The following is a 22,257-nucleotide window of genomic DNA, read 5'->3' on the forward strand; positions in this document are numbered from 1 at the left end:
CGACCGCCTGGAGCAGAACGGGACGGGTCACCTGTACCGGTGAACCGTCCCGTCCTTGTCTTACTGGTTCGTGTTACTGGTCAACCATTTCGTCGTGATCGTGCTCCGGGTGGAGTCCGCCGCCGCTCTCCGTGCCGCCACCCAGAGGGTTGCCGTCGAAGCTGGTCTTTTGCTTGAAGTTGCCCTTCACGTTGTCACCGACGCCGTTCACCGCCGTCGTATTTAGGGCGTAGGTGAGCGTTAGGTGGGCGATGGCATCGCTCATCTGGTCCAGCGACTCAATGCTGACGTTGCCGGTGTCGTCGCACGCAGCGTGGTAGCAGGCATCGTAGGGTGCCCCTGCAACGCCGCCGAACAGCATGGCTTGTTCCTCAGTCTTGACGCCCTCAGCGCCCGTGAAGAGCCCCCCGGCGGGGACACCCTGCGCGATGAAGGGCCCATAGTCGCTGCGGCCGCTGAATGCCGTCTCACCGGAGGGGAGTCCTTCCGCGGCGAAGTAGTCGTGGAAGTCCTGTTCGATTTGCCCCGATCCTGCCGGTCCCGCAGCAGCGCCGGGCCCGACGGGGAAGGCGGAATTGTCGCCGTCATACACGAAGCGGCCGAAGTTCGGCGAGCCGATCATGTCGAAATTCAGGTACAGGCCGACCTTGGCCAACTCGCCGGACGCCACAGCACCATTGACATAGTGGTGTGCGCCCAGCAGTCCCTGCTCCTCTGCACCCCACCAGGCGAAACGGACCTTGTTGGCGGTTTGGACCTTGCTCATCGATTCCGCGACGGCGAGGATTGCGGCGCTTCCGGTGCCATTGTCATTGATACCGGGACCCGCCTGCACGCTGTCGAGGTGCGCTCCCACCATCACAACGTTGTCGGCATCTCCGGACGCGGTCTCAGCGAGCACGTTGGCGGTCTTCCGGTTCTCCGAGATGGTGTCGGCCGCGACCCGGCCGGTGACACCGTCACCCATCAGGCCGACACCGACGTCGTAGCTGGCCCCAAGCACCGGAATGGTGATTCCCGGACCGCCCAGCGTACCGGCGATCGGGCCTGTGCTGCCGGCAAGCCCCGTGTTGAAGATGACGACGGCGGTGGCGCCGGCTGCTGCAGCATTGCTTGCCTTCTGAGCAAAGGGACAGCTTCCTCTCTGTACCAATGCAATTGAGCCGGTCGGGAAACCTGCGAAGTCGGCGGCTTCGCAGCCGCTGGTGTTACCGGCTCCAACGGCGCCCGTAGTGTCCACTGTCGTAAAGGAGCCGGTAACGTCTCCGGCGCCGGAGTAGGTCATGGTGGCGAAGGTACCAGCCGGGTAGTTCACCGCGGTGGGGCTGACCTGTGTCAGGACGGAAGGGCTCAACTCCTGGAAGTAGGGGAACGTGAATTCCTGCACCGTCGGGGTGTATCCGGCAGCCTGCAGTTTTCCAACGACGTAGTTCACTGATTCGTCGTAGCCGGCGGTGCCGGATGCGCGGGTCCCGCCGTGCGCCACCGCAACGGAATCCAGGGCATCGAGATGGCCGACCACCCGGTCAACCGTGACGGCGTTGCGCAGTTTCTGGGAAGTGTTGTTGTTGCTGTTCTCGTGGGTTGGCACGGCGGTTGCTGCCAGCCCGGCCGAAGCGACAAGCGCAAGCCCGCCAGCAAAAGCCAGGGATGCACGCCCAAAATGGGCGCGCTTGTAGAGAGCGTTAGGGATCACCGTTGTTCCTTCTGTCGCACAGATGTGCCTGCGGTCGCGGACACTAGAACCCCTGTGGCGCGGATCACGCCACAGGGGTTCGCTCAATGTATGGATAGTCCTCGCACCGCGTCAAGGGACCGGTACGGGCAGGGGAAAGGGTTGTGGCGAAGCGCGGCTGAGGGGCGTAGGGTCGGAATCCCGAACCGGGTATCCAGTTCTACGCAAAGGAGAACTCCATGGGCCTGAGCAACATCATTCGAAGCGCTGCCAGCCAGTTGGGCGGCAGGTCAGGCGGCACCACCCGGCGCACGCCTCGGACCGGCAGGATGTCCACCGGACGCGGTATGTCCACTGGACGCGGCGGAGTCAACAGGGGTGGCACGGGAGGCGTGGGCGGAATCCTCCGCAGCATCCTCAACCGGCGCTAAACCCCAGGCACCGGCGGTGGGCCGCCCAACCTCGCTTGGGAACCCACCGCCGAACTGCCGCGTCGGCGCTGCTTACGATTGGCGCCGCTTACGATCGGCGCTGCTTACGATCGGCGCTGAATGGAAAGGGCGCCGGAAAGTCATAGTGCCAGGATCAGGACGCGGTCCTGACCACCAAAACGTCACATGGTGCGCCGTGGACAACACTGCTTGCGACGCTACCCAGAACGCGACCCAGGCCCTTCATCCCGACATTGCCGACCACCAGCAGCTGGGCGTTGGAACTCTTGGCTTCTTCGACCAGCGCGTCCTGTGGCTTCCCTCGGCGGGCCGCCGGACGGATTGACAGGCCGGAATGATCTGCACGCAGCTGCTCTGCAACCCGGCCGGCCAGCGACAGGGCGCGCTCGGCGTCGTCGAGGATGTAGGTGTCGCTCCCGATCTTCACGATCTCCGTGTTGTCCTGCACATGCGCACTCAGCACGACGAGCTCGGTCCCCAGGCCACTAGCCAGTTCCGCCGCCCGGGTAGCGGCCTTGAAAGCCGTGTCGCTACCGTCGACTCCCACAAGAACAACTCCTGCCATGGTGCATCCTCCTTGATACGCGACACCGTCGGTGCGGTGTCTGGAAACTGGACCCGAGGGTTTGCACCCCGGACCGACATCCTTACCAGTATGGGAGACGAATCATTCCCGGACCGCATTCCGGGAGGCAAATGTCCGGTGATCTGCCGCTGGGCATGACGTCTGGCGGGCGTCGCCGTCGACGTGGTTTCGGTAGGCTAAGGTGGTACCTTCGCCCGCCCGCATTCGGCGCGGCAGCTCGCGCTCAATCGCCGTCTGCTGCGCTGTCCGGCGGCACGTCGACGACCGCACCCAGCGGCCTGTCCAAACATGTAGAGGATGGCATTTATCGTGGCCAAGCAGGTTTCCGCCCTGGACCCAATCATTTCCCTCGCCAAGCGGCGTGGCTTCGTTTTCCAGGCCGGTGAAATCTACGGCGGCTCGCGGTCCGCCTGGGACTATGGTCCACTCGGAGCCGAGCTGAAGGAAAACATCAAGCGCCAGTGGTGGCAGTCCATGGTCAGGGGCCGTGAAGACGTCGTCGGCCTTGATTCCTCAGTGATCCTTCCCCGCCAGGTGTGGGAAGCGTCCGGCCACGTCGAGGTTTTCTCGGACCCGCTGGTGGAGTGCCTGTCCTGCCATAAGCGCTACCGCGCGGATCACCTCGAGGAAGAGTACGAGGAGAAGAAGGGCCGGGCACCTGAGAACGGTCTCGCCGATATCGCCTGCGCCAACTGCGGCACCCGCGGCCAGTGGACCGAGCCGCAGGAATTTTCCGGTCTGCTCAAGACTTTCCTCGGCCCCGTCGCCAACGAGGAGGGCCTGCATTACCTGCGCCCCGAGACGGCCCAGGGCATCTTCGTGAACTTTAACAACGTGCTCACGACCTCCCGCAAGAAGCCGCCGTTCGGTATCGGGCAGATCGGCAAGAGCTTCCGCAACGAGATCACCCCCGGAAACTTCATCTTCCGCACCCGCGAGTTCGAGCAGATGGAAATGGAGTTCTTCGTCGAGCCCGGCACCGACGACGAGTGGCATGAGTACTGGATCAAGGAACGCTTCGACTGGTACACGGGCCTTGGCATCAATCCGGACAACCTGCGCCTCTTCGTCCACCCGCAGGAGAAGCTGAGCCACTACTCAAAGGGCACCACCGACATCGAGTACCGGTTCGGGTTCCAGGGCTCGGAGTGGGGCGAGCTCGAGGGCATCGCCAACCGCACCGACTTCGACCTCTCCACGCACTCGAAGCACTCGGGCACCGACCTGAGCTACTTCAACCAGGCCACCAATGAGCGCTACACCCCGTACGTGATCGAGCCTGCCGCCGGCCTGACCCGGTCCTTCATGGCGTTCCTCGTGGACTCCTACGCCGAGGACGAGGCACCCAATGCGAAGGGCGGCGTCGACAAGCGCACAGTCCTGAAGCTCGACCCGCGTCTCGCGCCCGTCAAGGCCGCCGTACTTCCGCTGTCCCGCAACGAGGACCTTTCACCCAAGGCGAAGGACCTCGGCGCGCAGCTCCGGAAGAACTGGAACATCGACTTCGACGACGCGGGCGCCATCGGCCGCCGCTACCGCCGCCAGGACGAGATCGGCACCCCTTTCTGCATCACGGTGGACTTCGACACCCTCGAGGACCAGGCCGTCACCATCCGGGAGCGCGACACCATGGCGCAGGAGCGGGTATCGCTGGACAAGGTCGAGGGCTACCTCGCGCAGCGGTTGGTGGGTGCCTAAGTGGCAATCCAGTACCGCCCCTGGCGTGAAGGCGACGACCTCGAACTGGTGCAGCTGTGGGGCGGGCCTGAAAGCCCGCCGGCAGAACAGTCCCGCGCGCTGTTCCGGCCGTCGTCGGACTCCCCATGGCTGCGCTGCATCGTCGCTGAGGACACCGTGGACGGCGTAGCGGTACCCGTAGCCGCCGGCTACGTATTCGAGCCGAAGCTTCACAACCGGCGGTTGTGGGCGTACGTCGAGGTCGGCAAGGACCACCGCCGCTCCGGCATCGGCGCCACCCTCCTCGGGATGCTTCGCCACGAGGTCGGCAGGTCGCCGTCGGGCGTGTCCACCCTGCGCGCCAAAGTGGTGCCCGGCTCCGGCGGCGCGGCGTTCGCTGAAGCTGCCGGACTCCGCGAGATCCAGCGTTCCCGGATTGTCGAGGTGAACCCGGGTGCGCTCGCCGTTCCGAACTTCACGGACGACGACGGCCCCCAGCTTGAGGAAGCAGCCACCGGTTCCGTTGAGCTCACCAGGGCAGTGACCGAGTGGTACAACGCGGTACACGCCTGGGACCCCGCCGACATGTCATTGGGTCAGGCGCAGCAGTTCCTGCTCGCCGACACAGCCGGTGCCGGCGGAGCTGTCGTACTGCGGGACCGGCCGAAGAGCGCCGGCGGCAAGATCGCCGCGTTTGCGCTGAGCTACACGCAGAGTCGGACGGATGCCCCGGCCGATGTACTGATCGGTTACGACACCACCCTCCAGCCCAGCGAACAGAGCGCTGCCGTGGCGTCCCTGCTGGCGATGCTGGTGTACCAGTACCCGGTCCAGGTGGAGGTGGATGACTCCATGGCAGCGTTGGTCGAAGTGCTGGATCCCCTTCTGGCCACCGGATCCGCTGAGGTTGTAGCCGAAACCCGGGTCGTCAGCGACTGACGTCCCGGGTGGGCGGTGTTACAGCACCACGGCAAGCGGGGAGGGCTGGGCGGCCAGTTCGGCCGCCCGGCGGAGGTGCCTCGTACGTACCGGAGCGCCGGTGTCCCGCGCGAAACCGTCCAGCAGGTACGACACCGCGAGGTCGTGCCAGAGGGGGAGTTTCGTGACCATGAAGTGGCCGGCTCCCGCAATGGTGACGTAACGGACGTCGTCGGCGATGCCCTGGAGTCGCTGCGCGTAGAGCAGTGACTGGTGCGGCGAGGTCCAGGTGTCTGCATCGCCGTGGGCAATCAGCACACGCCGCCCGGCCAGATGCTGCACCGGCGTCGTGCTGTCCACCCATGGAGCAAGTGCGACGACGGCGCGAACCAGGGGATCTTCCGCTGCACACAGCGCTGTGAGGCCGCCCATCGAGTGACCCAGGAGGTATACCGGCAGGCCGGGATGCTGTTCGTGAATCCGTTCGAGCGCCCACCGCGCATCACGCAACGGGGACATCAACTCGCCGTTCCATCCGCGCACACTGTTGAGCAGGTTCCACGTCTCCAGGCCGGCAGAAGAACCCCACGCATGCAGTTGCCGCGCAATGGGAACCATACGTGCCGGGCTCAGGTGCCGCGGCCTGACCGGTTCGAAGCTGTTCGCCCGTCCGCCGTGCAGCACCAGTGCAACGCCGCGGGGCTCCGCAGCCGCCGGACGTACCGTCACTGTCGGGGCATGCGCTGTTGCCTCTGCCACAGCGTCGCGGGCCTCACTGAACCTTCTCATCACCGAACACGCTCCTCATGTTCAATAGCGCGGGCATCGAGCGCCGTATCCATATAACGCACGAGCCGTCCGGCAGCTTCCCGGGAGCACCTGAGTAGAATCCTCGGGGGTTATGTAGCGGATGGTGACTTCCATCTGTCGGCAGCACAACAACAGCAAGGGACGGGTTCTTGGGCCACAGCCATATCCACCACTCGGATGCAGCCGGATCGGCGGCTCCCACCCCTGAGCAGAATGCGGCCCTGGCAGGTACCCGCAGGCGCGCGAACTTCCTTCTCGCCGCCATCCTGGTTCCGCTGGGAGTGATCACGCTGATCGGCATGATGCTGCTGTGGCCGAGCGGCGACAGGTCAGACATCACAGTAGCGAACCCGCTGGCCACCGCGGCCGGCACGTCCATGGACTTAGGGACGGTCCAGCGTGTTGTGCTTGAGGATTGCCCCTCCTCCCAGCCGACTGTCGACGCCGGCGGGGAGGCCCAGCAGTGTCAGGTCGCCTACACCCAGCCCGACGCCGGCGGCTCACCCGTGCCGGTGGAACTGAACCCGGAGGTTGCCCGCTCCGGGCAGGTCGACGCGGGGGATTCAATCCGCTACCTGAATCTCGAGGAGGTCGTTACCGCATCCGGTGCCCCGTACATCTTCGTTGATTTCGTCCGCACGCTGCCGGTAGCGGCGCTCGCGGTGCTCTACGCCGTCGTCGTTGTTTCCGTTGCCCGCTGGCGCGGTCTGCGGGCGATCATCGGACTGGTGGGCGCGCTGTTCATCCTCGCCCAGTTCATGCTGCCCGGGCTGGTCGAGGGCAAGCCGCCGCTGCTGCTGGGCCTCGTGGGCTCGGTGGTGATCATGATCGGGGTGCTCTACTTCGCGCACGGTTTCTCCGCGCGAACGTCGACAGCGCTGCTGGGCACAATCTTTGGGTTGGGGATCACCGCGCTGCTCGCAGCGTGGGCGACTGACACCGCGAATCTCACCGGTGTGGGAAGCGACAGTTCGAGCGCGCTCATCAACGCCTCGCCGGAAATATCGCTCTCCGGAATCATTCTGTGCGGGCTGATTATTTCCGGGCTCGGTGTCCTCAACGACGTCACCATCACGCAGTCGTCGGCCGTCTGGGAGCTGTATGAGATTGCGCCGCACACGTCCACGCGACGGCTCTTCACCGGTGCCATGCGTATCGGCCGCGACCATATCGCCTCGACTGTCTACACGATCGCTTTCGCGTATGCCGGGGCCGCGCTGCCGCTGTTGATCCTCGTGTCCCTGCAGGATTCCTCCCTCATGACCACACTGACCAGTGGAGAACTCGCCGAGGAGGTGGTGCGGACCCTGGTGGGCTCGATCGGCCTGGTGCTCGCTATCCCGGTCACCACGCTCATTGCCGTTCTGGTGGTCAAGGCGGTCGGCGTCCGCGCTTCCAACCACCCGTACGATGACGACGTCACGCCCGCCGTGCTCGCGGCTGAAGAATCCGGGGTGGTCGCCGCAGTTCCTGCAGCGCCGGGAGCGGCGGAGGGTCTGCCGAGCCGGCGGGCCCTGCGCGGGCAGAACTCCCGCTAATCCGTCACGGCACCTCGATTTGCCCCGCCTTGCGACAATGGACGGGTGAGCATTGCACCAACAAGTACCGCCACGCGGCTCGACCTGCCGCCGCTTCGCCTGGGCGGGATCACCGTGGATACTCCCGTGGTTCTCGCTCCGATGGCGGGCATCACCAATACCGCGTTCCGTAGGCTCTGCCGCGAATACGGAGGCGGCCTGTACGTCTCCGAGATGGTGACTTCGCGCGCCCTGGTTGAACGCAACCCGGAGTCGCTGCGCATCATCTCGCACGATGACGATGAGAAAGTCCGCTCCGTCCAGCTGTACGGCGTGGACCCCAAGACGGTTGGCGCCGCGGTGCGCATCCTCGTCGAGGAAGACCGCGCGGACCACATCGACCTCAACTTCGGCTGCCCGGTTCCCAAGGTCACCCGGAAGGGTGGGGGAGCGGCGCTGCCCTGGAAGATCGACCTCTTCACCTCCATCGTCCAGACGGCCGTCCGGGAAGCCTCACGCGGGGATATCCCGCTGACCATCAAGATGCGCAAGGGCATCGACGAGGACCACCTGACGTTCCGCGAGGCAGGGAAGATCGCGAGGGACGCGGGCGTGGCCGCCGTCGCGCTGCACGGACGCACAGCCTCCCAGTTCTACTCCGGTAAGGCTGACTGGACTGCGATCGCGGAGCTTCGCGAGGCACTGCCGGACATCCCGGTCCTGGGCAACGGCGACATCTGGAGCGCGGAAGACGCCATTCGGATGGTGCAGCAGACCGGCGTTGACGGCGTCGTCATCGGCCGCGGTTGCCAGGGAAGGCCCTGGCTCTTCGGTGACCTCATGAACGCGTTCGAGGGCAGCGACGAGCGGCACAGGCCCGGCCTTGGCCAGGTGGCGGACACGGTGTACCGGCACGCCGAACTACTGGTCGACACCTTCGGCAACGAGATGATGGCGCTGCGCGACATCCGTAAGCACATGGCCTGGTACTTCAAGGGGTATGTGGTCGGCGGAGACCTGCGGGCCGCGCTGGCGACGGTGCCGACCCTGGAAGTCCTGCGCGGACTACTGGACCAGCTGGACCGGACCTCCCCGTATCCTGGAGCCGACGCCGAAGGACCGCGCGGACGGGCCGGTTCCCCGAAGCGCACTGCACTGCCTGACCGCTGGCTCGAAGCCCGCCAACTGAACGCTGATCAGCAGGCGGACATCGCAGCGGCGGAGGTTGATGTCTCCGGTGGATAGGACAGGGAACTACGTGCAGAACTCGAGCGACCGGCAGGACTCACCGATCACTCCCGGCTATTCAGACGCCGACATGCAGCGTTGGGTGGATGAGCCGCCCAAGAGCCTCCACCGCACCCACTTCGAGCGCGACCGGGCGCGCGTACTGCACTCCTCCGCGCTGCGCAGGCTCGGAGCGAAGACCCAGGTGGTTGCACCCGACACGGACGACTTTGTCCGCACCCGCCTCACCCACAGCCTTGAGGTGGCCCAGGTCGGCCGCGAGCTGGGCCGGTCCCTCGGCTGCGACCCGGACATCGTCGATGCAGCCTGCCTTTCCCACGATCTCGGCCACCCGCCCTTCGGGCATAACGGTGAGGCTACGCTGAACGACCTCGCCCACTCGATCGGCGGGTTTGAAGGCAATGCCCAGACCCTCCGGCTGCTGACCCGGCTCGAGCCGAAGGTCATCCGGGCTGACGGTACTCCCGCCGGCCTCAACCTCACCCGTGCCAGCCTCGACGCCGCCTGTAAGTACCCCTGGACGGCCCCGGACGCGCCGGTCATCCATGGGCACCGCACATCGAAGTTCGGCGCCTACGAGGACGATCTCCCGGTGTTCAACTGGCTGCGCCAGGGAGCGCCTGCCGGCCGGTCCTGCCTTGAAGCGCAGGTCATGGACCTCGCGGACGACATCTCCTACTCGGTGCATGACGTCGAGGACGCCATTGTCGCCGGCCACTTCCAGCTCAAGTGGATGGACAACCCGGATCACCGCGCCCGGGTGGTGGGGTACACGCAGCAGTGGTACCTGCCGCACTCGGACCCCGCCGCCGTCGACGCCGCCCTTGCCCGACTTGAAGCGACCGACGTCTGGGTGCGCGAAGCGGACGGCAGCCGGAAAGCCATGGCTGCCCTGAAAAACATGACCAGCCAGCTCATCGGCCGGTTCTGCCTCAGCGCGCTCGAGACGACCCGCGGAATCTACGGCACAGACCCGCTGACCCGGTACGCGGCAGAGATGGTGGTCCCGGAGGACACCGTGACCGAGATCGCGGTCATGAAGGGGCTCGCCACAACCTACGTGATGACCAGCGTCCATCGCCAGCCCATCTACGAACGGCAGCGCGAAGTGCTGTCCTCCCTCGTCCAGCAGATCGCTGCCGCCGGTGACCGTCACCTTGAGCCGATGTTCGCCGCGGACTGGCGCCAGGCCGATGACGACACACGCCTCCGCGTCGTCATCGACCAGGTCGCATCCCTCACAGATGCCTCCGCGCTCGCGCTGCATGAGAGGGTTGTGGGGCCGGTCCCCGCCCTCTGGTAGAGGGTGTTCACAGGCAGGCCGGTCCGACACCGCAGGGCGGTACCCCGACACTAGACTGGATGGCATGGCCGGACTCATCAAGCGTGAAGATATCGATGAGGTTCGCCAGCGCACCGACATCAAGGAAGTAGTCGACGGCTACGTCACGCTGAAGTCTGCCGGCGTCGGTTCGTGGAAGGGGCTCTGCCCGTTCCACGACGAGCGCTCGCCGTCCTTTCATGTTCGTCCGCACATGGGCTCGTACCATTGCTTCGGCTGCGGCGAGGGCGGGGACGTCATCTCCTTCGTCCAGAAGATGGACCACACCTCGTTCGCTGAGACCGTCGAGAAGCTCGCTGCCCGCATCGGCTTCGAGCTGCGCTACGAGGACGGCGGAACAGGCCCCCGACGCGAGGACGCCGGAAAGCGCCAGCGCATGCTGGACGCGCACAAGATTGCCGCCGAGTTCTTCAGGGACCAGCTGCTCACTCCCGAGGCCGCGACGGGGCGGTCCTTCCTGCAGGAGCGGGGCTTCGACCGGACCGCCGCGGAGCACTTCGGGGTGGGTTACGCACCGCAGGGCTGGGACGGGCTGCTCAACCATCTGACGGGTCGCGGGTTCACGCTCGATGAGCTGAAGCTGACCGGCATGTTCAGCGCCTCCTCGAACAACGCAGGCCGGCTCTACGACCGGTTCCGCGGAAGGCTGATGTGGCCGATCCGCGACATCACCGGAGACACCGTCGGCTTCGGAGCCCGCAAGCTCTACGAGGACGACCCGGGGCCAAAGTACCTGAACACGCCCGAGACCAGTCTCTACAAGAAGTCACAGGTGCTCTACGGCATCGATCTTGCCAAGCGGGAGATTGCAAAGTCCCGGCAGCTCGTGGTGGTGGAGGGCTACACCGACGTCATGGCGTGCCACCTGGCGGGCGTGGGCACCGCGGTCGCCACGTGCGGTACAGCCTTCGGCGCCGAGCACATCAAGATCGCCCGGAGGCTCCTGTCCGATGACGGCACCGGGGGAGAGGTGATCTTCACCTTCGACGGCGATGCCGCGGGCCAAAAAGCCGCGCTGCGGGCTTTCGAGGAAGACCAGCGGTTCAACGCCCAAACCTACGTCGCCGTCGGGGCAGGCGGCGCCGACCCCTGCGAGCTTCGGCAGACGGCCGGGGACCAGGCGGTCCAGGATCTCATCAGTACCCGCCGTCCGTTGTTCGAGTTTGCGATCAAGGCATCCTTCGACCAGTTTGATCTGACAACAGGTGAAGGGCAGATGAAGGCTCTTCGGCACGCGGCTCCCATCGTGGCGAACATTCGCGACGTCTCGCTCAGGTCCATCTATACGCGGGAGCTTTCCCGCTGGCTGGGCATGCAGTTCGTGGGCGAGGACCAGGTGGCGCGCGCGGTGGCGTCCGCTGCGAAGCGCGCGGCGCAGCCGGCACCGGAGCCCCAGGGAGAGGGCCGCCGTCGTACCGGCGATGGGCAGCAGGGCGACTGGGGGGAGCGCACCGGGGCCCAGCCCGGGCAGGGCGCTCCCGGCGCTTCCACGGGCCAGGGACGCAATTCCGCCGGCGACCAGGCCCGGGTGGAGGAGGTGCCCCAGTTCCGGCGGCCTGATCCCCGTGACCCCGTGGCACGGATGGAGCGGGAGGCGCTCGAGGTGGTCCTGCAGTACCCGCAGTTGCTCGATGGCGCCCAGTGGGAAAGGTTTGGAGATTCGCGGTTCTCCGTTCCCGCCTACGCTGCGCTGCACGACGCCGTCCGGGCGGCTGCGGCGAGCAGTTCCCAGGATCCGAGTGCCACGTCCAACTGGGTGGAAAGGGTGCGCCAGGAGGTTCCCGAGGTGCTGCGCGGGTTTGTGAGTGAGCTGGCCGTGACCCCGCTGCCCGCAAAGGACGCCGATGCCCTGGCCATGTACTGCCGTGACATCCTCAACAGGCTCTCCGAGCTGCGCATCACCCGACTCAAGGCGGAGAAGCTGAGCGCACTTCAGCGGCTCGATCCGGCATCGGACCCCGCCCAGTTTCAGCAGCTGAACCGTGAGCTGATGGAGCTTGAGATGGAGCGCCGCGCCCTGCGATCCGACTAGCCGGCGCTCAATTTCACTTCGCCACAAATCCTATGTAGAGTTGTTCCTGCTGCTTTCCCCCGTAGCTCAATTGGCAGAGCATTCGACTGTTAATCGAAGGGTTACTGGTTCAAGTCCAGTCGGGGGAGCAAATAGGCTCCTGACCTGCGGTTTCGCCGGTCAGGAGCCTTTCTTCTTGTGCAGGGTTTCCGCGGTTCGGGCCAACGCCCAGATACGCGACGTAGGGTTGGCGCATGACTGACTCCGATCTGGTTCTCGTCACCGGCTCCACCGGATATATCGGCGGACGTCTGGTCTCCCGCCTCGTTGCCGAGGGCCGGAAGGTTCGGGTGGTGGTTCGCACGCCGCAGAAGCTGCTGGACGTGCCCTGGGCCGGGAAAGTCGAGGTGATTGAAGGTGATCTTCAGGACCCCGAAACCATGCGGCGTGCCTGCGAGGGAGTCACCAGCCTCTACTACCTGGTGCACTCCATGGGCTCAGGTCGCGGTTTCGAGCGGCGTGAGGCTGAAATTGTGGCTACCGTCGCCGAGGCAGCGGCACAGGCCGGGGTACGGCGCATCATCTACCTTGGGGGTTTGCATCCGCAGGATGTGAAGCTGTCCACACACATGCGCTCCCGCGTCGCCGTGGGCGAGGCATTGCTGGCATCCGGCGTGCCCACCGTCGCGTTCCAGGCCGGCGTCGTCATCGGGTCAGGCTCAGCCTCGTTCGAGATGATCCGGCATCTATCGGACGTGCTACCCGTCATGCCCGCGCCCAAGTGGGTCCTGAACCGCATCGAACCGATCGCCGTGCGTGATGTTATTCACTACCTGCTCGGCGCCCTGGACCTTCCGGAAGGACTCAATCGAACCTTCGACCTCGGCTCCGGTGATGTCCTGACCTATGCCGACATGATGAAGCGCTACGCGGAGGCCGCCGGCCTGCCACGCCGGACGGTGCTGGCACTGCCTGTCCTCACCCCTCGTCTGGCAGGACACTGGGTGAACCTGGTCACGCCCATTCCGCGGGCCATGGCGATGCCGCTGATCGAATCCCTCCAGCACGACGCCGTCACGGCCGAGGCGGATATCCATCACTACCTGCCACAGCCGGAAGGCGGGCTCACCGACTATCGCAGCGCCGTCGACCTCGCCCTCAACAAGATGAGCGCCGGCGAAGTGGAAACGAGCTGGGCGGGTGCTTCCCAGCAGGACGCTGTAGCCGATCCTCTTCCGTCCGATCCGCAGTGGGCCGGACACACGGTCTTCAAGGATGAGCGCACCTTCCGCTCAAGTGCTCCTGCTCCGGCAGTCTGGAAGGTGATCGAGGGTATCGGCGGGGAGAACGGATGGTACTCCTGGCCTGTCGCCTGGGCAGCCCGTGGCTGGCTCGACAAGATCGCGGGCGGAGTGGGCCTGCGCCGTGGACGCCGGCACTCCTCCGAGCTGATGGCGGGGGAAGCCCTGGACTTCTGGCGGGTGGAGGAACTGGTGCGCGGCGAAAAACTCCGCCTGCGGGCAGAGATGAAGCTTCCCGGGAGGGCGTGGCTGGAGCTCTCGGTAGTGCCCGACGGCGGTGCCAGCGAATACCGCCAGCGCGCCATTTTCTTTCCCCGCGGACTCGCCGGCAGGCTGTACTGGCTCAGCGTGCTGCCGTTCCACGGCGTCGTCTTCGACTCAATGGCGCGAAACATCACCCGCACGGCGGAGAGGACACACCAACAGGGGTGAGAGCCCGGGCCCGGTTTCCTTTCCTGGTTGTGCTGGCTGGTTGCGCTGTCCTGATCGTGCCGGCTGGTCAGTGGATGGAGGGAACGGTCCGCGGCCGCACGATCGCCCAGAGGAATACGATCCCGAGCGCGATGCAGGCAGCCATCACCGCAGCCATAGGCGTGGCGGAGGCGATGCCGAGCACGCCCACGATCGGCGAGATGATGCCTGCCAGTCCGAAGGTTGTCGCTCCAAGGAGTGAAGCCGCAGTGCCGGCCTGGGCGCCGTGGTTGGCCAACGCCAGCACCTGGACGCACGGGAAGGTGAACCCCGCGGCTGCGATGTAGAACCAGAGCGGAACGGCGGTTCCCCAGAAGCCGAAGTCCAGGAAGTCGAAGAGGATCATGAGCAGGGCCATCCCAAGCATGACCACGGTAGAGCAGGCGATGATCCACTGCGGCCCCACCCGCCGGACCACACGGGCACTGGTCTGAACGGCCGCCACGATGCCGAGCGAGTTCACGGCGAAAAGCAGGCCGTACTGCTGCGGGTCAAGGCCGTACACATCCTGGAACAGGAATGGTGACGCTGAAAGGTATGAGAACAGTCCGGCGAAGTTCATGCCGCCGACCAGCAGGATGCCGATGAAGACCCTGTCGCTCAATACGGCCCGGTAGCGCTGCACGGCCGTCGAGGACGACGCCTTCCGGCGGTCGGCCGGCAGCGTCTCGATGATGAATGACGAGACGGCGAGGATCACCAGGAATCCGTAGGCTGCCAGGAACCAGAAGATTCCGGGCCAGGGCATGACCACCAGGAGCTGGGATCCGATCACGGGCGCGAAGATCGGTGCCATGCCGTTGACCAGCGCCATGTAGGAAAGCATGCGCACCAGCGGGTAGCCGCTGAACAGGTCGCGGATCATTGCCATTGCCACCACGCCGCCGCCGGCAGCGCCCATTCCCTGCAGTACCCGGAAGACCATGAGCATCCCGATATCGGTGGACAGGGCAGCACCGAGGGAAGCAAGAACATGGAGGCTGGTGGCGGCAATGAGCGGAAGGCGCCGACCGACCTTGTCGCTCAGCGGGCCCACGATGAGCTGTCCCACCGCGAAGCCTACGATGGTTCCGGTCAGGGTCAGCTGTACCGCTGCCTCGGTGACTCCGAGGTCGTCCTGCAGCGCCGGGAATGCCGGCAGGTACAGATCGATGGTGAAGGGGCCCAGGGCTGTCAGCGTGCCGAGAATGACAACGTAGATCAGCTTCTGACGCCGGGTGAGGGAATCTCCCGGGTGCGTGATGGTACTCAACAGTTACCTAACTGGCATGTGTGCGGATGCGGGGGGAAGTCGCACTGCGACGCTGCAGACGGGACGTGGTGAGCGCCGGCGAACCCAGATAGTGGTTGCCATGGCGAATCATTAACCATCTTAGAGCCCCCGCGCAACCTCGCACAGTCCGCCCGGCGCGGGACACTTCGGTCCGTTGCTCAGCAGGCTTGGCTCTGACGTAGGGTGAAATGCAGCCCGGAGGGCGGACACATTGATCGAGGGGTCGGGAGAAGCGGCGTGAAGGCCAGGGATCGGAAGTACAACGAGCCGTCGGGCGGGGTACAGCCGCACATGGGGAAGGTCATCGGCGTCAGCGTGGCTGCCGCGGTAGGCGGCCTCCTCTTCGGCTTCGACACTGCCGTGGTGAACGGAGCAGTCGACGCGATTCAGGAGGACTTCGGTCTGGGAGAAGCGATCCTCGGGTTCACTGTTGCGATCACCCTCCTCGGTTGCGCAGCCGGTGCCTGGTTCGCCGGTGAACTCGCTGACCGCCTCGGACGCAAGCGTGTGATGTTCGGCGCAGCGATCCTCTTCCTGGTCAACTCGGTCGGCTCGGGATTCGCAGTCAGCGAATGGGATCTGATGTTCTGGAGGCTCGTCGGCGGAGTTGCGATCGGTGTCGCATCCGTCATCGCGCCTGGCTATATCGCCGAGATCGCCCCGGCACGGTGGCGCGGAGGTCTGGCCTCCATCCAGCAGCTTGCCATCACGGTCGGAATCTTCGCCGCACTGCTATCGGACGCCTGGCTTGCCGATATGGCCGGGGGAGCAACCGGAGAACTGTGGTGGGGACTGCCTGCGTGGCGCTGGATGCTGCTGGTCGGCGTCGTACCGGCGATTATCTACGGCGTCCTTGCGCTCACCATTCCGGAGTCTCCCCACTACCTGATCCGCGGTGGACGGGACGCGGAAGCTGCGCAGGTGCTCTCGCGGGTGACCGGGATCAGGGACACGTCTGCCAAGCTGACGGAGATCCGTTCGACGCTGAGGGTGGAAGACAAGACCAGCCTGCGGGACCTTCGCGGATCGGCCCTCGGCCTGCAGCCGATTCTCTGGGTGGGCATGATCGTCGCCGCCCTGCAACAGCTCGTGGGCATCAACGCCATCTTCTACTACTCCACAACGTTGTGGCAGTCGGTCGGCTTCAGCGAGAGTGATTCCTTCACGACGTCGGTCATCACTTCCATCATCAACGTCGCCATGACGTTCGTTGCCATCTTCTTTGTCGACAGGATCGGCCGGCGGAAGCTGCTGCTGGTCGGTTCAGCCGGCATGTTCGTCGGCCTGCTCGCAGCAACCGTGTCCTTCGCGCAGGCCACGGGCAGCGGAGAAGATGTCTCTCTGCCGGGAATGTGGGGACCTGTAGCTCTCGTCGGCGCCAACCTGTTCGTGATCTTCTTCGCCGCGACCTGGGGGCCGGTCATGTGGGTGACACTCGGAGAAATGTTCCCGAACAAGGTCCGGTCCATCGCCCTCGGTGTGGCGACGATGGTGAACTGGATCTTCAACTTCATCGTGACACTGGCATTCCCATGGGTCAGCGAGAATCTCGGCGTGTGGATCATGTACGCGGTTTTTACCGTCTTCGCGGTGGTCTCCTTCTGGTTCGTCAAGACCCAGCTCGAGGAATATGCGGGCCGTGAGCTGGAGGATCGCGACGAACTCATCGCACGCTGATGTGCTGTGAGTTGCGGTGAATCGAGCCTGTTCGGGCGAGAAATATGCGTCGGTGGTAATTTTGCTAGCAGATGCGCAGGATGAACGGATGGGAGCACGGCAGATGGAGAGCTCGACCAGCACGCGGGTGAATCGATCGGGCGGCACGCCGTCGATAATTGGCCTGATCAGATTGCTGCTGCGGCTGACCCCGCGCCAGCTTGGCGACGAAGTGTCGCTCGCCCGCGAGCAGATGAAGCAGAAGGGGATCAAGGCCGGTGTCGCAGCGGCTTTTTTCGTGGTTGCCCTCCTCTTCCTCGCAGCCCTCGCAGTGGCCCTCATCGTTGCCGCCATCATGGGCCTGGCCACGGTCATGCCGGCCTGGCTCGCGGCGCTGTGCTTCGCTGGGCTGTTCCTTATCATTGCGGCGATCGCGGGGCTGATGGGCCTGTCACGGTTCAAGAAGGCGATGCCGCTCCTGCCTGAAGATGCCATCCGCGGGGTCAAGTACGACATCGGCGTGCTCAAGGAAGGGCGCAGGTTCAATCCCGCAACGCTCGACGTCAAGAAGCCTGCCGAAGAGAAGAAGCCCAAGCACAAGGAGTCCGGCGAGCCAAAGCGGCCGGCACCGTCCTACGCGGAGCTGCGCAGCCGTTCAGGACGCCGCCGCGACCACATCGCGGAAACGCGGGACGATCTCAGCCGGGGACTGGACTTTAAGTCGCAGATCAATCGCACCACCTCGAAGGCACGCACAGCTGCTGCGCATGCCAAGTCGTCAGCGGTTCAGGCGCGGGACTCCCGGCGTACCCACGGCAGTTCGTCGCCGCGGGCAGTGCATGTTCCTGCCCGCCACAACCAGACACTCGCAGACCGCTGGAAGCCCCTCAGCGTCGTCGCCGCGTCTGCTGCCGCTATCGCTGTGATGGTGCGCCGGCTCGTCGCCAAGTAGGCCTTGCACCTCCTGCTTGCGCGAACCCGCCGGCCGTTGCCGGCTAATCGCGCCCCTGCCTGCATAATGGGAGCGGAGGGACAGTGATCAGACTTATAGGCGCCGGGGGGAAGCCTGGGCGGACTCCTGCTGAGTTGAACACGTTCTGGACTGCGCCGAATATCATCACCGTGGTCCGTTTTCTCGGTGTCCCGCTCTTCGTGATGTTCATCGTGCAGCAACGGTACGGCGCCGCCGTCATCACCCTCGTGCTCCTTGGTTCAACAGACTGGATCGACGGCTACGTGGCCCGCCAGTTCGGCCAGGTCTCGTCAGTCGGCAAGTGGCTCGATCCGCTTGCGGACAGGACTGCGCTGATTGTCGTCGCCGTGACTTTCGTCGTGGACGGCGTTGCACCGGCCTGGCTGGTGTGGGCCATAGTGATTCCGGACGCCATTCTCATCATCAATGCCTTGATTCTGTTCCGCGGCCGCTTGTCCCTGCCGGTGAGCAATATCGGCAAGATCAGGACTGCGCTGCTGCTGGTGGGATCCCCGCTCCTGCTGCTGCAGCGGGTCGATGGCTTCAACGAGCCGTGGCTGGAGATCACCGCCAACACACTGCTGATTCTGGGGTGCGTCGGCCACCTTATTGCTTTTTACGGGTACTTCACGGCGGCGCATCGGAAGTACCGGTTGGAGCAGAGCGCATGAGGGAAGCGGGCGCATGGCCTGGGTAGCGGTCTTCCTGGCGCTGCTCGGCGCATGCTTTCTGGCCGTCGGCGCACAGCGCCAGGGCAGCGCCGTACGCTCGAACACCGGCGGCCTGTCCCTGAACTCGAACGGCTTTCTGCGCCTGCTTCGAAATCCGCGCTGGATTCTGGGTCTGATCCTCCTTGGCGTGGGCATGGTGTGCAATGTGATCGCACTGAGCCTCGCCAGCCTCACAGTTGTGCAGCCCATCGGCGCCATCGCGTTGGTCATCACCACAGTGGTCAACTCCCGGGACCAGGGCGTGCGCATCAACCGGGCCACCGTCGTCGCAATTTCGGCATGCGTCACCGGAAGCGCGCTGTTCGTGCTGCTTGCGGTAAACGTAACCAGGAAGGACCACGTTGTCCTGCCCGACCAGGAACTGACGGCCGTCCTGCTGCTGTGTATCGCCGTGGCAGTCTTCGGAACTCTGGCGTTCGTCTTCAAGCGGCGTCTCAGCGCATTCGCCTACATCCTCGGAGCAGGTGTGCTCTTCGGTTTCGTGGCAGTACTGACCAAGATCATCGCCACGCATCTACTGGACCCGAATGGGCGGTTTTTGCTCAACGTTCCGATCTACAGCGTTATCGCGATCATCGCCGCCGCGGGTCTCGGCTCATGGTTCGTGCAAAGCGCCTACGCCACAGGTCCGCCGGACCTGGTGATCGCAGGCCTGACAGTGGTGGATCCGATCGTGGGAATCGCCGTCGGCATCGTGGTGCTGGGCGAACTGCAGCCGAATGTGGAATCGGTGATCGCAATTGCCATGGGAGCGGCAGCCATCGTTGCTATTGTTGGAGTAATAGCCCTGTCGCGCCACCATCCAGACGTGGTCAAGCGCCAGAAAGAAGCACGACGGCGGTAACGCCGGACTTCGCCCATCGTTGCCAACCCGAGGACTACTTCGTGACTGATACGGCAGCAGACGCGCCGCTGACCATTCTCATCGCTGCTGATACCTATCCGCCGCACGTCAATGGAGCGGCGCAGTTCGGGTACCGGCTCGCCAAGGGCATGGCGACCCGTGGACACAACGTGCACGTCCTGGCGCCCCACACCACCACGGGCAAAAGCTTCACGGAACCGGGCGGGGACTGGACGGTACACCGGCTCCGCTCCCATGCCGTTCCCACGCACGACTACTGGCGTATCTGCCTTCCCTGGGAAATCAAGCGTGACATCCGGATGCTTTTCGACCGCGTGCAGCCCGATGTTGTGCATATCCAGTGCCACTACATGGTGGGTGAATACGCGCTCTACGAAGCCCTGAAACGCGGCATCCGCGTGATCGCCACCAACCACTTCATGCCCGAGAACCTGAATCCGTTCCTGCCTTTCCCACAGTGGTTCAAGAACATTGTGGCGAAGAATTCATGGCGCGACATGGGCAGGAAGATGGGGAAGGCTGACGTTGTCACCACACCCACCCCGCTCGCCGCGAAGGCAATGCATGAGCACGCTTTTCTTCGCAAGGTGCTGCCGCTGTCGAATGGGATCGATGCGGCGGCTTACGAGCCCAAGCCGGGCGAACAGATCGAGCGTCCTGACTACCCGATCGTGCTCTTCGTCGGGCGCCTCGCGGAGGAAAAGCACGTGGACGTCCTGATCGACGCAGTGGCAAAGACACCGAAGGAGCTGAACCTGCACCTGGAGATCGTCGGTGGCGGAGAGGTCAAGCCGGCGCTGCAGGCGCAGGCCAAGCGGCTCGGACTGGAAGACCGCGTGAAGTTCCATGGCCTGATTGATGATGAGGAGTTGCGGCTGGCGTACCTGCGCGCAACCGTGTTCTGCCAGCCGGGTACCGCTGAACTTCAGTCGTTGGTCACTCTTGAGGCGATGTCCGCGTCGACGCCGGTGTTGCTCGCCAACGCGATGGCCCTGCCGCATCTGGTTGAGGACGGCTCCAATGGTTACCTGTTCACCCCGCATGACAGCACCGAGCTGGGTGAACGACTCACCGAAATCATCTCCATGCCGGAAGCCGAGCGCGAGCGGATGGGCAAGATGAGCCGCTCCATGGTGGAGAAGCACAGTATCGACTCCACGCTTTCCACCTTCGAGGATCTGTACCACGGCCGATCCCACGAGAGCGAAACGGTCTGACTCGCCGAAAGCACAGCTCGGGTCGTGACTAGAATGGATTGCGCCGATGGTCTCATCGGTGCTGCGGGGCTGTAGCTCAGCCGGTTAGAGCAGCGGACTCATAATCCGTTTGTCGTGGGTTCAAGCCCCACCAGCCCTACAGATAGGAAGGAACCCTGGTCTTGAGGCCGGGGTTCCTTTCACTTTCCGGCGAGTCGTCGCGAAAGCGGCATGGAGACCGGAGACGCCGGCGGCTGGTGCCCAAAGTTACTCGCGGGTAACATGAGTCCGGTGAGCCGCGCTAACAGTGTGCGGACCCCGCCGGCGGGGGCGAGCGCCGGGCCACTGATGGTGAGGAACATTCATGGGTGCACCCACACTCGACGCAGACAACCTGCCGTACGCCGACGGTGACTTCTACTTTTTCGAACAACTGCTGGACTCCAGGGAGCGCACCCGCCTTCATGAGGTGCGGGAATGGCTCGCCCAGGAGATCCGCCCAAATGCATCGCGCTGGTGGAACGCAGGCGTGTTCCCGACCGAGTTGATCCCTCGCATTGCGGAGCTGGACGTCGTCTCGCCGGTGAAGCGTCAGGGTTACTCGAACCTGTTTGCCGGGCTGCTGCACGCCGAGTTCACCCGCGCCGATACATCGATCGCCACGTTCATGGGAGTCCATGACGGGCTGTTCACAGGGTCCATTGAAACGCTGGCCTCACCGGAGCAGCAGGCCGCGTGGCTGCCGGACATCTACGCGATGAAGAAGATCGGCGCCTTCGGCCTGACCGAGCCGCTTGGCGGGTCTGATGTGGCCGGCGGAACGCGCACCACCGCAGAGCGCAACGGCGACGGATGGGTCCTCAACGGGGCAAAGCGCTGGATCGGAAATGCGACGTTCTCCGACTGGGTGGTCATTTTCGCCCGGGATGTCGCGGACAACCAGGTCAAGGGCTTCATGGTGGACACGTCGCTGCCGGGCTACAAGGCCACCAAGATCGAGAACAAGACGGCCCTGCGAACGGTGGAGAACGCCGACATCCTCCTGGAGGGTCTCCAGATGAGCGATGACTTCCGGCTGGCCGGTGCGAACAGTTTCAAGGACGCCAACAAGGTGCTTCGCATTACCCGGCTGTCCGTGGCGTGGCAGGCGGTGGGGCAGCAGCTTGCGGCGTTCGACGTGGCCCGCCGCTATGCTGTGGAGCGCCAGCAGTTCGGACGTCCGCTCGCCTCCTTCCAGCTCATTCAGCAGCAGTTGGTGGAAATGCTGGGCAACACGGTGAGCTCCCTGGGCATGATGGTGCGGCTGGCCCAGCTCGCGGACGAAGGCGGTGCCCGCGACGAACAGTCAGCCCTCGCCAAGGCGTTCACGACCGCCCGCATGCGGGAGACCGTCGCACTTGGCCGAAGCATTCTGGGGGGCAACGGCATAGTCACCGACTATGAGATGGCGAAGATCTTCGCCGACGCAGAGGCTGTCTACTCCTATGAAGGAACCTACGAGATCAACTCCCTGGTCACGGGGCGGGCAATCACCGGGATTGCCGCTTTCATCTAG

General features: G+C 64.7%; 18 protein-coding genes and 2 tRNA genes. 16 read left to right on the top strand and 4 right to left on the bottom strand.

The window, feature by feature from the left end:
- Window positions 1-73: 73 nt before the first annotated feature.
- A complete protein-coding gene (locus M1D74_RS05850) occupies window positions 74-1,696 on the bottom strand; it encodes a M28 family peptidase (RefSeq protein WP_458116826.1) in 1,623 nt (540 codons plus the stop codon).
- A gap of 218 nt (window positions 1,697-1,914) precedes the next feature.
- Here M1D74_RS05850 and M1D74_RS05855 point away from each other — a divergent pair, with 218 nt between their 5' ends.
- Window positions 1,915-2,106, top strand: a complete 192-nt coding sequence (locus M1D74_RS05855) for a hypothetical protein (RefSeq protein ID WP_309072432.1) — start codon at window positions 1,915-1,917, stop codon at window positions 2,104-2,106.
- 154 nt (window positions 2,107-2,260) lie between these two features.
- Here the strand turns inward: M1D74_RS05855 and M1D74_RS05860 are convergent, their stop codons facing one another.
- Window positions 2,261-2,692, bottom strand: coding sequence for a universal stress protein (locus M1D74_RS05860; RefSeq protein WP_309072433.1), 432 nt, complete (start codon window positions 2,690-2,692; stop codon window positions 2,261-2,263).
- 327 nt (window positions 2,693-3,019) lie between these two features.
- Here M1D74_RS05860 and M1D74_RS05865 point away from each other — a divergent pair, with 327 nt between their 5' ends.
- Together M1D74_RS05865 and M1D74_RS05870 are read left to right on the top strand one after the other, a co-directional pair.
- Entirely contained in the window at window positions 3,020-4,411 is a 1,392-nt protein-coding gene (locus M1D74_RS05865; protein WP_309072434.1) for a glycine--tRNA ligase, read from the top strand.
- Window positions 4,412-5,329 carry a GNAT family N-acetyltransferase gene (locus M1D74_RS05870; RefSeq protein WP_458116827.1) on the top strand — a complete coding sequence of 306 codons (918 nt, stop codon included), beginning with the start codon at window positions 4,412-4,414 and terminating at the stop codon, window positions 5,327-5,329. It abuts the gene before it with no gap.
- A gap of 18 nt (window positions 5,330-5,347) precedes the next feature.
- Here M1D74_RS05870 and M1D74_RS05875 read toward each other — a convergent pair whose 3' ends face one another.
- A complete protein-coding gene (locus M1D74_RS05875; RefSeq protein ID WP_309070269.1) occupies window positions 5,348-6,097 on the bottom strand; it encodes an alpha/beta hydrolase in 750 nt (249 codons plus the stop codon).
- A 170-nt stretch (window positions 6,098-6,267) separates the two neighbouring features.
- Between M1D74_RS05875 and M1D74_RS05880 the strand changes: the two genes are divergently transcribed.
- From M1D74_RS05880 to M1D74_RS05905, 6 genes are all read left to right on the top strand, one after another.
- Entirely contained in the window at window positions 6,268-7,656 is a 1,389-nt protein-coding gene (locus M1D74_RS05880) for a YibE/F family protein (RefSeq protein WP_458116828.1), read from the top strand.
- 45 nt (window positions 7,657-7,701) lie between these two features.
- Window positions 7,702-8,880: a tRNA dihydrouridine synthase DusB gene (gene dusB, locus M1D74_RS05885; RefSeq protein WP_309070271.1), complete on the top strand. Its 1,179-nt coding sequence runs from the start codon at window positions 7,702-7,704 to the stop codon at window positions 8,878-8,880.
- A 73-nt stretch (window positions 8,881-8,953) separates the two neighbouring features.
- Window positions 8,954-10,186, top strand: coding sequence for a deoxyguanosinetriphosphate triphosphohydrolase (locus tag M1D74_RS05890; RefSeq protein ID WP_458117149.1), 1,233 nt, complete (start codon window positions 8,954-8,956; stop codon window positions 10,184-10,186).
- 64 nt (window positions 10,187-10,250) lie between these two features.
- Entirely contained in the window at window positions 10,251-12,257 is a 2,007-nt protein-coding gene (dnaG, locus tag M1D74_RS05895; protein ID WP_458116829.1) for a DNA primase, read from the top strand.
- Between the two features lie 55 nt (window positions 12,258-12,312).
- Window positions 12,313-12,385 (top strand) — tRNA-Asn (locus M1D74_RS05900).
- 105 nt (window positions 12,386-12,490) lie between these two features.
- Window positions 12,491-13,969, top strand: coding sequence for an SDR family oxidoreductase (locus M1D74_RS05905; RefSeq protein ID WP_458116830.1), 1,479 nt, complete (start codon window positions 12,491-12,493; stop codon window positions 13,967-13,969).
- Between the two features lie 67 nt (window positions 13,970-14,036).
- Here M1D74_RS05905 and M1D74_RS05910 read toward each other — a convergent pair whose 3' ends face one another.
- Window positions 14,037-15,260 carry a multidrug effflux MFS transporter gene (locus M1D74_RS05910; protein WP_458116831.1) on the bottom strand — a complete coding sequence of 408 codons (1,224 nt, stop codon included), beginning with the start codon at window positions 15,258-15,260 and terminating at the stop codon, window positions 14,037-14,039.
- 258 nt (window positions 15,261-15,518) lie between these two features.
- Here M1D74_RS05910 and M1D74_RS05915 point away from each other — a divergent pair, with 258 nt between their 5' ends.
- The 7 genes from M1D74_RS05915 to M1D74_RS05945 all read left to right on the top strand — a co-directional run bounded on the left by M1D74_RS05915 (window position 15,519) and on the right by M1D74_RS05945 (window position 22,257).
- On the top strand, window positions 15,519-16,958 hold the full coding sequence (locus tag M1D74_RS05915; protein ID WP_458116832.1) for a sugar porter family MFS transporter: 1,440 nt from the start codon (window positions 15,519-15,521) through the stop codon (window positions 16,956-16,958).
- Window positions 16,959-17,046: 88 nt separating this feature from the next.
- Complete coding sequence (locus tag M1D74_RS05920; protein WP_458116833.1) at window positions 17,047-17,889, top strand: phage holin family protein; 843 nt, start codon at window positions 17,047-17,049, stop codon at window positions 17,887-17,889.
- Window positions 17,890-17,972: 83 nt separating this feature from the next.
- Entirely contained in the window at window positions 17,973-18,581 is a 609-nt protein-coding gene (locus M1D74_RS05925; RefSeq protein ID WP_458116834.1) for a CDP-alcohol phosphatidyltransferase family protein, read from the top strand.
- A gap of 13 nt (window positions 18,582-18,594) precedes the next feature.
- Window positions 18,595-19,485 carry a DMT family transporter gene (locus M1D74_RS05930; RefSeq protein ID WP_309070308.1) on the top strand — a complete coding sequence of 297 codons (891 nt, stop codon included), beginning with the start codon at window positions 18,595-18,597 and terminating at the stop codon, window positions 19,483-19,485.
- A gap of 41 nt (window positions 19,486-19,526) precedes the next feature.
- A complete protein-coding gene (locus M1D74_RS05935) occupies window positions 19,527-20,723 on the top strand; it encodes a glycosyltransferase (RefSeq protein ID WP_458116835.1) in 1,197 nt (398 codons plus the stop codon).
- Window positions 20,724-20,788: 65 nt separating this feature from the next.
- Window positions 20,789-20,862: transfer RNA gene (locus tag M1D74_RS05940), tRNA-Ile, on the top strand.
- A gap of 204 nt (window positions 20,863-21,066) precedes the next feature.
- Window positions 21,067-22,257 carry an acyl-CoA dehydrogenase family protein gene (locus tag M1D74_RS05945; RefSeq protein ID WP_458116836.1) on the top strand — a complete coding sequence of 397 codons (1,191 nt, stop codon included), beginning with the start codon at window positions 21,067-21,069 and terminating at the stop codon, window positions 22,255-22,257.

The organism is Arthrobacter sp. D2-10, from assembly GCF_054161285.1.